The 12,910-nt window shown below is 48.5% G+C and carries 13 protein-coding genes and 1 pseudogene; all 14 read left to right on the top strand.

The window, feature by feature from the left end; translation table 11 throughout:
- Nucleotides 1-3 precede the first annotated feature (3 nt).
- The 14 genes and pseudogenes from fliQ to rpsB all read left to right on the top strand — a co-directional run bounded on the left by fliQ (nt 4) and on the right by rpsB (nt 12,882).
- On the top strand, nt 4-273 hold the full coding sequence (gene fliQ, locus ABR335_RS10985; protein ID WP_014095440.1) for a flagellar biosynthesis protein FliQ: 270 nt from the start codon (nt 4-6) through the stop codon (nt 271-273).
- A 3-nt stretch (nt 274-276) separates the two neighbouring features.
- Nucleotides 277-1,056: a flagellar biosynthetic protein FliR gene (gene fliR / locus ABR335_RS10980; RefSeq protein WP_017551524.1), complete on the top strand. Its 780-nt coding sequence runs from the start codon at nt 277-279 to the stop codon at nt 1,054-1,056.
- Nucleotides 1,053-2,135, top strand: a complete 1,083-nt coding sequence (gene flhB, locus ABR335_RS10975; protein WP_017551525.1) for a flagellar biosynthesis protein FlhB — start codon at nt 1,053-1,055, stop codon at nt 2,133-2,135. The genes fliR and flhB overlap by 4 nt, the downstream gene beginning before the upstream one ends.
- A gap of 31 nt (nt 2,136-2,166) precedes the next feature.
- Nucleotides 2,167-4,209: a flagellar biosynthesis protein FlhA gene (flhA, locus tag ABR335_RS10970; RefSeq protein WP_014095437.1), complete on the top strand. Its 2,043-nt coding sequence runs from the start codon at nt 2,167-2,169 to the stop codon at nt 4,207-4,209.
- Nucleotides 4,206-5,332, top strand: a pseudogene (gene flhF / locus ABR335_RS10965) (flagellar biosynthesis protein FlhF). Before flhA ends, flhF begins: the two are co-directional and overlap by 4 nt.
- A complete protein-coding gene (locus ABR335_RS10960) occupies nt 5,329-6,189 on the top strand; it encodes a MinD/ParA family protein (RefSeq protein WP_350346170.1) in 861 nt (286 codons plus the stop codon). The pseudogene flhF and the gene ABR335_RS10960 overlap by 4 nt, the downstream one beginning before the upstream one ends.
- A gap of 59 nt (nt 6,190-6,248) precedes the next feature.
- A complete protein-coding gene (locus ABR335_RS10955) occupies nt 6,249-6,908 on the top strand; it encodes a CheB methylesterase domain-containing protein (protein ID WP_017554485.1) in 660 nt (219 codons plus the stop codon).
- A gap of 12 nt (nt 6,909-6,920) precedes the next feature.
- Entirely contained in the window at nt 6,921-8,975 is a 2,055-nt protein-coding gene (locus ABR335_RS10950; RefSeq protein ID WP_350346169.1) for a chemotaxis protein CheA, read from the top strand.
- A 52-nt stretch (nt 8,976-9,027) separates the two neighbouring features.
- A complete protein-coding gene (locus ABR335_RS10945) occupies nt 9,028-9,456 on the top strand; it encodes a chemotaxis protein CheW (RefSeq protein ID WP_019721099.1) in 429 nt (142 codons plus the stop codon).
- An 11-nt stretch (nt 9,457-9,467) separates the two neighbouring features.
- Nucleotides 9,468-10,106: a chemotaxis protein CheC gene (locus tag ABR335_RS10940; protein ID WP_014095431.1), complete on the top strand. Its 639-nt coding sequence runs from the start codon at nt 9,468-9,470 to the stop codon at nt 10,104-10,106.
- The gene (locus ABR335_RS10935; RefSeq protein ID WP_014095430.1) at nt 10,099-10,599 is read left to right on the top strand and encodes a chemotaxis protein CheD; all 501 of its coding nucleotides are present in this window, start codon (nt 10,099-10,101) and stop codon (nt 10,597-10,599) included. Before ABR335_RS10940 ends, ABR335_RS10935 begins: the two co-directional genes overlap by 8 nt.
- A 54-nt stretch (nt 10,600-10,653) precedes the next feature.
- A complete protein-coding gene (locus ABR335_RS10930; protein WP_014095429.1) occupies nt 10,654-11,427 on the top strand; it encodes a FliA/WhiG family RNA polymerase sigma factor in 774 nt (257 codons plus the stop codon).
- Nucleotides 11,428-11,436: 9 nt separating this feature from the next.
- Nucleotides 11,437-11,982 carry a hypothetical protein gene (locus tag ABR335_RS10925; protein ID WP_061565825.1) on the top strand — a complete coding sequence of 182 codons (546 nt, stop codon included), beginning with the start codon at nt 11,437-11,439 and terminating at the stop codon, nt 11,980-11,982.
- Between the two features lie 144 nt (nt 11,983-12,126).
- Complete coding sequence (gene rpsB, locus ABR335_RS10920; protein ID WP_014095427.1) at nt 12,127-12,882, top strand: 30S ribosomal protein S2; 756 nt, start codon at nt 12,127-12,129, stop codon at nt 12,880-12,882.
- Nucleotides 12,883-12,910 lie beyond the last annotated feature (28 nt).

The raw sequence follows: 12,910 nt of genomic DNA, 5'->3' as shown, positions 1-12,910 counted from the left end.
GGATTGAGTGAGGAAATGGTCATTTCACTGGCCGAAAAAGGCATCATGGTGACCTTTATGGTCTGCGGTCCGCTTTTATTGATTGCGCTTGTCGTCGGTATGATTGTCAGTATCTTCCAGGCTGCAACGCAAATCCAGGAACAGACGCTGGCATTTGTCCCGAAAATTGTTGCGGTGCTGCTCGGCCTTGTACTGCTTGGCCCGTGGATGCTAAGCCACATGCTTACATACACAAAAGAAATTTTATCCAATTTAACACAATATATAGGTTAACATATGGATGAACTGATTCCGTCATTCAGCATATTTTTACTCGTTTTCATTAGGGTCACCACTTTTTTTATCATGATGCCGTTATTTTCCCACAGGAGCGTACCGGCCCGGTTCCGGATCGGCCTTGGCTTCTTTTTGTCCGTCCTTGTGACATACACGATCCATGCCAAACCGTTCACCATGGATGGCGCCTATTTTATGCTGATGATTAAAGAAGCACTTGTCGGCCTGCTGCTTGGCTTTGTAGCCTATTTCATTTTGTCGGCCGTGCAATTGGCCGGTACGTTTATCGATTTTCAGGCAGGGTTTTCCATGGCCAATGTGATTGATCCGCAATCAGGGGCGCAAACGCCGCTTACCGGGGAATATTTGTACAGTTTTGCGCTGCTTTTATTGCTTTCCCTGAACGGGCACCACCTGCTTTTGGACGGGATTTATTACAGCTATTCGTTTATCCCGCTCGATCAGGCATGGGTCCATCTCGGGTCTTTCAATCTCGCAAAATATTTGGCAACCCTTTTGGCCCGTGTGTTTCTCGTCGCTTTTCAAATGTCGGCACCTGTTGTCGCCGTCCTGTTTTTAACGGACATTGCGCTTGGCATCATCGCCCGGACCGTACCGCAGCTTAATATTTTTGTGGTCGGCTTTCCGGTCAAAATTGCCGTTAGTTTGATCGCGCTGGCGGTGGCAATGGGCACGATTTATATCGCGGTTGAACATTTGTTTGAATGGATGTTTGTTGCGATGCGGAATTGTATGGCACTGTTGGGGGGATCCGTTTGAAGCACCTCTCACTCGATTTGCAGTTTTTCGCAGGGGAGAAAACAGAAAAGGCAACGCCGAAAAAGCGGCGTGATGCCCGCAAAAAGGGGCAGACAGCCAAAAGCCAGGATATCGTAACGGCTGTCATGCTTCTTGCGGTGTTTCTGTTCTTGTATTTCGGGGCCTCCTCGATCGGAAGCCCGATGATGGCACTCTTTCGCCAGGCTTTTTCAAAATATATGCTGCAGGATGTCACGGAGCAAAGCGTTGGCAAATTGATGACCGGCGTCATGAAACAGCTGGCTTCGATGCTTTTGCCGGTTATGGCCGTTGCCCTTTTGGCCGGCGTGGTCGGAAATGTGGCCCAAACCGGCCTCCTTTTTACCGGTGAAGGGCTGAAACCGAATATAAACAAAATCAATCCCGTCGCCGGATTAAAACGGATTTTTTCGATCCGGGCGCTTGTGGAATTGTTAAAATCCGTTTTAAAAATGGCGGTGGTCGGCGTTGTTGCTTTTTACGTCATTTGGGCCAATATCCAGGATATTTCAGGCCTGCCGTTTAAAAGCGCGGGCGATACGCTGGCTGCAGTCGGGCATCTCGCCGCCATAACCGGCATCAGCGCTTCTGTTGCCCTGTTTGTGCTCGCCGTTCTTGATTACTTGTACCAGCGTTTCGATTTTGAAAAAAATATCCGGATGTCCAAGCAGGAAATCAAGGAAGAATTTAAAAATATGGAAGGCGACCCGCTGATTAAATCAAAAATCAGGCAAAAGCAACGCGAAATGGCGATGCGGAGAATGATGCAGGAAGTGCCGAACGCCGATGTCGTCATTACGAACCCAACGCATTTTGCCGTCTGCCTCCGCTACGATGAAACAAAGAGCGATGCGCCCATCGTTGTGGCAAAAGGAGCGGACTTCCTTGCCCAAAAAATCAAATCGATCGCAAAAGAGCATGACATTGTCATGCTGGAAAACAGGCCGCTGGCAAGGGCGCTTTATGAGCAGGTGGAAGTTGGCGGACGCATTCCGGAACAGTTTTTTAAAGCAGTAGCGGAAATTTTGGCGTACGTATACAAAATCAAGCATAAAATTTAAGCTTTTTCATGCAAGTTAGGAGAGAAACCGTATGAGTGCAAGAGATTTGAGAGATATTCCCGTGATCGCAGGTGTCATTTTAATCGTCACTATGCTAATTATCCCTTTTCCGACATGGGCATTGAGCTTTTTAATTATATGTAATATTTCTCTTGCATTGATGGTACTTTTAATCTCAATGAATATGAAAGAGCCGCTTCAGTTTTCCGTCTTTCCGTCATTGCTGCTCATTTTAACCTTATTCCGGCTCGGGCTGAATATCTCAACCACCCGCTCGATCCTTTCCACCGGCAATGCCGGCGGGGTCATTGAGACGTTCGGATCGTTCGTTGTCGGCGGCAACATCGTCGTCGGGCTAGTCGTCTTTACGATTTTGATTATTATCCAATTTATTGTGATTACAAAAGGCGCTGAACGGGTGGCTGAAGTCGCGGCCCGGTTCACGCTCGATGCGATGCCGGGCAAGCAAATGAGCATTGATGCGGACTTGAATGCCGGCATGATATCCGATCAGGAGGCGCGCGCTCGCCGGGAAAAAGTCAGCCGGGAAGCAGACTTTTACGGCGCGATGGACGGTGCCAGCAAATTTGTCAAGGGCGATGCGATTGCCAGCATCATTATCGTTCTCATTAATCTTATCTTCGGGATCATTATCGGCATGACCCAGCTCGGCCTCTCCATTAGTGATGCCGCGAGCCAGTTTTCGCTGATGACCGTTGGCGACGGCATTGTCAGCCAGGTGCCGGCTCTGCTCATTTCGACAGCAACCGGGATCGTGGTCACGAGGGCGGCATCAGACGGCAATCTTGGCCAGGACGTAATGGCGCAGATGCTGTCCTATCCCAAAATGCTATATGTCGCGGGCGGCACGATCTTTCTGCTCGGCTTGTTTACGCCGATTAATGATTTTTTAACCATGACGGTGGCAGCGGCGCTGTTCATCGGCGGTTTCCGGCTCCAGCAAGTCCCGAAAAAGACGGAACAGGAAAGCGCGGAGAAAGCGGAAGAACTCCAGCCTGAGGAATTGAAAAGCCCGGAAAGCGTCATGAGCCTGCTCGATATTGACCCGATCGAATTCGAATTCGGCTACGGCCTGATCCCGCTTGTGGATGCCAACCAGGGGGGCGATTTGCTTGACAGGATTGTCATGATCCGCAGGCAGCTCGCCATCGAACTCGGCATTGTCATTCCGGTTGTCCGGATCCGCGATAATATCCAGCTTGAGCCGAATGAGTACCGGTTGAAAATTAACGGGAATGAACTTGCCAAAGGCGAGCTTCTTCTCGACCATTATTTAGCGATGGCGCCCGGCGAAGATGACGGCTCCGTTGAAGGTATTGAGACGGTCGAGCCGGCTTTCGGAATGCCGGCAAAATGGGTGACGGAAGAACAAAAAGAACAGGCGGAAATGATGGGCTATACGGTCGTGGACCCCCCGACGGTTGTCTCGACCCATATTACGGAAACGATCCGGCAAAACGCGTATATGCTGCTCGGAAGGCAGGAAACAAAAGCGTTGATTGACCATTTGAAAGAGTCGTACCCGGTGCTTGTGGAAGAGGTAACACCGAACCCGTTGTCCGTCGGCGAGATCCAAAAAGTGCTGGCGAATCTTTTGAAAGAAAATGTTTCCATCCGAAAACTGCCGATTATCTTTGAAACGTTAGCCGACTATGGTAAATTAACAACAGATACCGATTTGCTGACGGAATACGCCCGCCAAAGTCTCGCGCGGCAAATTACGGCGCAATATGCGCAAGACGGGCAATTAAAAGTCATCACCGTTTCGGGGAAAGTAGAGAAATTGATTGCGGATGGCATCCAGCGTACGGAACATGGCAATTATCTTTCCCTGGACCCGTCCGTGTCGCAAAAAATTGTGGAATCCGTTGCACAGCAGGTTGAGAGGGTATCGCTTACCGGCAGTTCCGCGGTCATCCTTTGTTCGCCTGCCATCCGCATGTATTTGCGGCAAATGATTGAACGGTTCTTTCCTCAGGTGCCGGTTCTTTCCTATAATGAACTGGAAGCAAACGTTGAGGTACAAAGCACAGGGCTGGTGAACATAGAATGAAAATTAAAAAGTTTATGGCGCCCAATATGTCTGAAGCAATGAAACAGATCCGTCTTGAGCTTGGGGACCAGGCCGTCATTTTAAATTCAAAAGTGGTCCAGCACAAAGGCTTTCTTGGATTTATGAAAAAGCGGAACATCGAAGTAATTGCAGCCGTTGACCCGGATGCCGGGAAAAACAGTCCGGTACAAACGGCCCCTGCCCGTGGTGAAAAACCTGCGCGCGCACCGGATGCCTCCGTCCGTTCAGAAAAAGAAAGCCTGCAAAAAGAAATCGCAGCGCTGAAAAAAGTGGTCCAGGAAGTGTCGAAATTTGGGAATCCCGCTTACCAAAAGTATCCACTGCCGATTCAAAAACGATTAAACACAGGTTTGCAGCAAGGGCTGGATGAATCGCTGCTGGTTGTGATCGGAGATGCCCTGTATGAAGAATGGGAGAAAGCAAACGGCAATCTGACGGAAAACGAAATTTTAAAGCAGGCGAAGGCACTGCTTCAAAAAAAGCTCGCCCATTTGACATACGGGGGGAGCCAGAAAAAGTACGTGAACCTGATCGGCCCAACCGGTGTCGGCAAAACGACGACACTCGCCAAAATGGCTGCACAGGCCGTGCTCGAAAAAAAGAAAAAATTGCTTTCATTACAACGGATACGTATCGGATTGCAGCGATTGAACAATTAAAAACGTATGCAAACCTGCTGAATGTGCCGCTCGAAGTGGTCTATAAATTGTCCGATTTCAAAAAAGCGATCGAAAAATTTTCCGATTTTGACCGTGTTTTTATCGATACCGCCGGCCGGAATTACAGGGAGCTGCAATATGTCCGCGAGCTTTCAGGACTCATCGATTTTCATGCGGAAATGGAAACCTTTCTGACGTTGTCGTTAACGATGAAAGAGAAAGATATGAAAGCCGTTTTTGACAGTTTTCAAAGCATCAGGATTGACCGGTTTATTTTCACCAAGCTGGATGAGACATCCACTTACGGCGCTGCGATCAATTTAATGGAACAGTATGGAAAAGGCTGTGCTTATGTGACAAACGGCCAGGATGTCCCTGATGATATGCTCGAGGCAACCCCCGGTATTTTTGCCGAATACGTATTTGGGGAGAACGACAAATGAGAGACCAGGCAGAACAGCTGCGCGCAAAGTTAAAAATGCAACACGGGATTCCGGCAAAAACGCTTGCAGTCGCAAGTGGAAAGGGCGGCGTCGGGAAGTCGAACATCTCGGTCAATTTGGCAATGGCACTTGCAGAAAGGGGAAAAAAAGTCCTTTTATTTGACCTGGATGTCGGCATGGGCAATATCCACGTCCTTCTCGGGCTTGACGCATCATACACGATCTCGGACTTTATCAACCGGAATATCCCACTTGCCCAAATGATATGCGACGGGCCGGCCGGTATTTCTTATATTTCTGCCGGCAACGGGTTTGCCCAGATTGTCGAGATGGAAGAAGCTGCTGTAACCAGGCTTGTCACAGAGCTCGAACTGCTCCAGTATGATTTTGATTACATCATTTTCGATATGGGTGCCGGCGCCGCGCCATCAAGCCTTAAAATTTTGCTTTCGGCTGATGATATTTTTATTGTCACAACACCTGAGCCGACAGCGATTACCGATGCTTATTCGATGATGAAATATATTTACATGCAGCAATTCAGCGCCCCCCTTTATTTAATTTGCAACCGGGCGGAAAAAGAAAAAGACGGGATGTTGACGTTAAACCGGCTTCAATTTACAGTTAAGAAATTTTTAGGGAAAGAAGTGAACATTCTCGGCGTTGTGCCGGAAGATGCGCATGTAAAAAAAGCTGTATCAAGGCAGCTGCCGTTTTACAGTGCATTTCCACATTCAGCGGCTGCAAGAAGAATCGATGAATTGCTTAACCGTTATGTATCTGGCAATCCGGACGGGCCCGGCCCGCGCGCCCCGGTATTTATGCGGAAACTGAAGGGGCTTTTGCTGAAACATTAAACATGCATGGCAATAACAGGGCAATGAAATGACAGTTTTGAAAAACAGGGGGCAGATTTGTGAAATGGGAAAAACGTAAAGGAAGCGAACCGGAAAAAAACACGCAACCTTTGTCCGATCCTGTTCAAAGCGGACGGATAGCACGGAAAAAATTGGTTTGCATCGGAACATCGACCGGAGGCCCGCGCGCCCTGCAAACCGTCCTTTCTTCCCTGCCCGGGAATTTGGAAGCGCCTGTTCTGGTTGTCCAGCATATGCCAAGCGGATTTACAAAGTCGCTTGCCAGCCGGCTGAATGCCATTTCAAACATCAGGGTGAAAGAAGCCGAGGATGGCGAAATGCTCAAGCCGGGGGCGGTTTATATTGCGCCCGGGGACTTCCATATGGGCGTGGAGGCGCGCGGCGCACATCTCTTTATCCGGCTTGAGCAATCCGCGCCGGTTAACGGGCACAGGCCGGCTGTGGATAAAACATTTGAATCGGTGAGCATGCTGAAAAACTATGAAACACTTGCCGTCATCATGACCGGGATGGGTTCAGACGGAACAAAAGGTTTGATCGCGTTAAAGAATCGCGGGCATGTAAGAGCGATTGTCGAAGCGGAAGAAAGCTGCATCGTTTACGGCATGCCGAGAAGTGCCATTGCCGCGAAAGTGGTGGATGAAGTTTTGCCGCTGGAAAAAATTGCGGAGGCAATCATGAAATTTATTAGTGATTAGGGTGTGGTATAGATGGAAATGAGCCAGTACTTGGAAGTGTTTATTGAAGAAAGCAGGGAACATATCCAGTCGTTAAACGAAAATGTGCTGCTGCTTGAAAAAAACCCGGATGACTTGCAAATTGTCAATGAAATTTTCCGTTCCGCCCACACATTGAAAGGGATGTCGGCAACAATGGGGTATGAAGACCTCGCCAACCTGACTCATAAGATGGAAAATGTGCTTGATGCCATTCGGAACGGGAAGCTGTCTGTAACACCGGACATTATCGATGTGATTTTTACTGCGGTGGACCATCTGGAAGCGATGGTGGAATCGGTTGCAAACGGCGGGGACGGCAAAATGGATGTGAGCGGGACAATCGCCCGCCTGGAAGCGGCAGAACAGGGTTCGGCCGGAGAGAAGAAGGCGGAGAAAGAAGCTTCGGCCGCCACAGCGGAAAAGGCGGAAACAGAGGAAGACGAATTTGACCAGTACGAACAGGCCGTGATTGTTCAATCAGAAGAACAAGGGTACAGCTGTTACCAGTTCACGGTAACATTGCGCAGCGATTGCCTTTTAAAAGCGGCGCGGGTATTCATGGTATTTGATATCCTTGAAAAATGCGGCGAGATTATCCATTCCGATCCGCCGGCCGACCAGCTGGAAGAAGAGCAGTTCGACAATGAATTTAAGGTGACGCTGATCTCAAAAGAGGACAGGGAAGAGATCCGCCAAAAAATCTGCAAGGTGTCAGAGATTGAAGATGTTAAAGCAAGCACCGTGACTCTCACAAAGCAGGATGGGCGCGGTCAACACCCGGAAACGGCAGAATCGGAGAAACCGGCAGAACCAGAGCAGAAAAAACAGGCAGCACCGGACGCAGCGGAAAAGCATCCGCAAAAACCGGCAAAAAAGCATCCGCAAAAACAGAAACATACAACCAAGACGATCCGTGTGAACATCGAGCGGCTGGATAATCTGCTGAATCTATTTGAAGAGCTGGTCATTGACCGCGGGCGCCTCGAACAAATTGCAAAAGAAGTGAACCATCCGGAGCTCAATGAAACCGTAGAAAGGATGTCCAGAATTTCCGGCGACTTGCAAACGATTATTTTGAACATGCGGATGGTGCCGGTCGAAACGGTGTTTAACCGTTTTCCGCGGCTTGTCCGCCAGCTGGCAAGAGAATTGCACAAAAAAATGGATCTCGACATTATCGGCGCCGAAACAGAACTGGACCGCACCGTCATTGATGAAATCGGCGACCCGCTTGTCCATCTGATCCGGAATTCGTGCGACCACGGCATTGAACAGCCGGAAGAAAGAAAGCGGGCAGGGAAGCCGGAAACAGGAACCATTACGTTAAAAGCTTATCACAGCGGCAACCATGTGTTTATAGAAATTGAAGACGACGGCGCCGGCATTAACCGTGAAAAAGTGTTGGAAAAAGCCATTGAAAAAGGCATTGTCAAAAAGGAGGAAGCCGGCAGTTTAACAGACAGCCAGATTTATAACCTGATTTTTGAATCCGGTTTTTCAACCGCTGACCATGTATCTGATATTTCCGGCCGTGGTGTCGGGCTGGATGTGGTGAAATCAACTATTCAATCATTGGGCGGCTCGATTTCTGTCCATTCCGCAGAAGGGCGCGGATCCGTCTTTACGATTCAGCTGCCGCTTACCCTGTCGATCATTTCCGTCATGCTCGTGGAAATCGGGACGGAAAAATATGCTGTCCCGTTATCCTCTATTGTAGAGACGGCCATTATTAAGAAGGGCGAAATATTAAAAGCGCATCACCAAAAAGTGATCGATTTCCGGGGCAAAGTGGTGCCGCTTGTCTTTTTGAATGAAATATTTGAAGTTCCGGACGCAAAGCAAAATGATGAATATGTCTCCGTACTGATTGTGCGGAAAGGGGAAAAACTGGCTGCGTTTGTGGTGGACGCCTTTATCGGCCAGCAGGAAATCGTATTAAAATCTTTAGGGAATTATTTAACGAATGTATTTGCCATTTCCGGGGCCACCATTCTTGGAAACGGCCAGGTTGCCCTTATCATCGACAGCAATGCGCTGATTAAATAGAAAACAGGGTGCTTGCCGCCCATTTCATTGTCCAGGAAAGAGGTTGAGATCGTTGGAGAAAGTGATCGTATTTCAGTTAAATGATAAAGAGTATGCCCTGCCGGTTACGCAGGTTTTGGCCATTGAAAAGCTGCAGCATATTACAAGAGTGCCGCTTACCGCTCCTTTTATACTTGGCGTGATGAATTTGCGCGGTGTCATTATCCCGGTCATTGATCTGAAAAAACGGTTTGGCATGGAGGATGACACGGGCGCTGATACGGAGGAACGCAAGCTGATCATCGTCCGGTTTGGAGAGATTGAAACGGGCCTGCTTGTGGACGAGGCGACGGATGTCCTGGATATCGACGAAAAAAAAGTGGAACCCGAGCCGGAAGTGGTAAACGCGGGCAAAGAGGACTTTATTTCCGGTGTGGCGAATATAAACCAGAGGCTTTTGCTGCTGCTTGATTTAGAAAAAACTTTAACGCCATTACAATAGGGGTATTTTAAATGGATATTAAAAATAAAATCACAAATCTTCACCTTGATGTCTTAAAAGAAATCGGGAATATCGGAGCGGGGCATGCCGCAACGGCGCTTTCCAAATTGCTGCATAAAAAAATCAAAATGACGGTCCCGGATGTCCATATTGCCTCCTTTGAAGAAATTATGGAGCTGATCGGCGGCGCTGAGCTCGTTGTGGTGAGCGTGTTTTTGCGGATTGAAGGCGATGCGCCCGGCAATATTTTTTTCATCGTGCCGGTTGCCCAGGGCGAAAGATTCATTAAAGAAATGATCGAGGATCCGTCGTTCTCCTTTGAAAAGCCGCCATACCCGGAGCTCGGGCTGTCGGCGATGCTGGAACTGGGCAATATTTTGTCGGGGTCTTATTTAACGGCGCTTTCCGATTTTACGAAGCTGGATATGCTGCCTTCCGTCCCGGCACTCAGCATTGATATGTTCGGTTCCATTATCAGCTATGGTTTGATTGAACTGTCCCAGGTCAGCGATTATGCCATCGTGATTGATACAGTGCTGAGCGATGAGCAGGCGGAAAATTCCGATATGAAGGGGCATTTTTTCCTCTTTCCGGATCCGGATTCTTATGAAATCCTATTCCGTGCGCTAAGGGTTGAATTAGATGGATAGCGAAATGAACATTGTCAAAGTGGGCATTGCGGAAATGAAGATCGTCACTTCTCCCGGCCTGATCAGGACAACCGGGCTTGGCTCATGCGTTGGCGTCGTTTTGTACGATTTGCCGGCTAAAACAGCCGGGCTTGCCCATGTAATGCTGCCTTCATCCTTCATTGCGAAGAATGGAGAGCATATGAATAAAGCAAAATTTGCGGATACCGCTATTTTTGAACTGATCGGCATGCTGAAAAGCGCAGGCTGCCACCAGAGCAGACTGCTAGCAAAAATCGCCGGCGGAGCCGAAATGTTTTCTTTTTCTTCCATGAATGAAGCGATGCGGATCGGGCCGCGCAATGTCGAGGCTGTAAAACAGGAACTGAAAAAGTACCGCATTCAATTGGTGGCCGAAGATACCGGGGGAAAAAGCGGCCGCACGATTGAATTTAACCCGGGAAATGCCGTACTGACCGTGAGAACGGTCAACCAGGGTTCTGTCGAAATATGACGAGGCCGCCCCTTTGTTTTCGGGAAAAGCGATGGCAACAAGGAGGGATGCGATATGGCGGAGGAGCCAAAACAGGGTGAGGAGCAGAAAGATTGGGATTTGTGGCTTAAATCCCGTGATCCGGAAGCCGGAAATGCCCTTGTGAAAAGATATATGCCGCTTGTTTCTTTCCATGTCCAAAGAATTGCCGCCGGGCTTCCCCGCAACGTGTCAAAAGAGGATTTAAAAAGCCTTGGCATGTTCGGGCTTTTGGATTCATTAAACAAATTTGATCCGTCCCGCGAACTGAGATTTGATACATATGCTTCTTTTCGGATCCGCGGCGCGATTTTGGACGGCCTGCGGAAAGAAGACTGGCTGTCAAGAGGCACAAGGGAAAAAGCGAAAAAAATTGAAAGCGCCATTGAAAGTCTCGAGCAGAAATACTTGCGCACCGTTTCTCCAAAAGAAGTCGCTTTGGAGCTTGGCATGGAAGAAACGGAAGTCTGCACAACGATGAATGAACAGTTTTTTGCCAATGTCCTGTCGATTGAAGAAACGGGCACCGATAATGATGAACCGGAAGCAGCATCCCGGTTCGTGTCCGGGGACAGGAATGCCGGCCAGCCGGAATCCGAGCTGGAAAAAAAGGAAACCGTAAAGGAACTGGCGGAGGCCATCCGTGCCCTGTCGGAAAAAGAGCAGCTTGTGCTGAGCCTCTTTTATCAGGAAGAATGCACGCTGACAGAAATCGGCGAAGTGATGGGGCTTTCCACTTCCCGGATTTCCCAGATCCATTCGAAGGCCATTTACAAACTGCGGAATATTTTGGAAAAACGGCTGCTGTAATCAGAGGGGGTGAATCAAACGGTTATTTTTTTCCTCATTCTTTCTTTCCTATTTAATGTGCTCTCCATTTTTGCCATCATCCTGCTCTATTTACGGCAAAACCGCTTTGCCCGGGCAGAACAAAACGTCAATAAAATGGTGAAAGAAATTGAAGACATCTTTTCCGTATACCTGATGGAGTTAAAAGAAGAAAACGATGCTTTCATCAAAAAAATGAAAGCAGGCAGGATGAAAGAGGCAAGCCCGGGGGAAAAAGCAGGGCCGGAAACGGGACAGCCGGGTTCGGAAACAAAACAACCGCCTGAGACAGAAGAAACAGCGGAACTGAAGTCAGATGCGCTCATCCAGGTATCCGCAAACCGGGCGTACCGGAATGCGGCCCGGCAAATTTCAGGGGAACAAAGCGATGGGCAGCTTCAGGAAGAAAAAAGCCTTTTGCAAAAAGTGAATGATTTGCAACAAAACGGGTATACTGTTGATGAAATTGCCCAAAAATTAAATAAAGGCCGCACGGAAATCGAGCTGCTTCTCAAATTTCAGACAGGACGCGGATAATGCTTGATTCGCATTTTTTTTTATGGTATAGTAATCGTTGGTGTTATCACACACGCTTCATGATTTAAAGGACGGTGCTGCTTTTAAGCGGTCTCCTTTTGAAAAGGATTGGGGCGGAGGAAAAAAACCATAGGAGGAAATAAAATGTCAGTAATCTCAATGAAACAACTGCTCGAAGCCGGTGTCCATTTCGGCCACCAGACGCGCCGCTGGAACCCGAAAATGAAAAAATACATTTTCACGGAACGGAACGGCATCTATATTATTGACCTGCAAAAAACGGTCAAAAAAGTAGAAGAAGCTTATAACTTTGTAAAAGATCTTGCAGGCAACGGCGGAAATATTCTGTTCGTCGGCACGAAAAAACAGGCGCAGGAATCCGTTAAAGATGAAGCGGAACGTTCCGGCATGTTTTACGTGAACCACCGCTGGCTTGGCGGAACCTTAACCAACTTTGAAACGATCCAAAAACGGATTGACCGTTTGAAACAAATCGAAAAAATGGAAGAAGACGGCACATTTGATGTCCTTCCGAAAAAAGAAGTCGTCCAGTTGAAAAAAGAACACGACCGTTTGGTGAAATTCCTTGGCGGCATTAAAGATATGCGGAACCTGCCGGATGCATTGTTTGTAATCGATCCGCGCAAAGAACGCATCGCGGTAGCGGAAGCAAGAAAATTAAACATTCCGATTATCGGGATTGTGGATACAAACTGCGATCCGGATGAAATTGACTATGTCATTCCGGCAAACGATGATGCGATCCGTGCGGTCAAACTTTTGACCAGCAAAATGGCGGATGCTATTGTGGAAGCAAAACAGGGCGAAGAAGGTGCCGCTGAAGTTCCGGCCGAATCCGGCGAAGCAGCGGGCACGGAAGAAACGACTGTCGAAGCCTGATCCGTTTTCCGGCCGGGGTTTGACAGCG

Origin of the sequence: Heyndrickxia faecalis (assembly GCF_040267745.1) — a bacterium.
Lineage (GTDB): Bacteria > Bacillota > Bacilli > Bacillales > Bacillaceae_C > Weizmannia > Weizmannia faecalis.
This window is presented reverse-complemented; position numbering and strand designations above follow the sequence as displayed.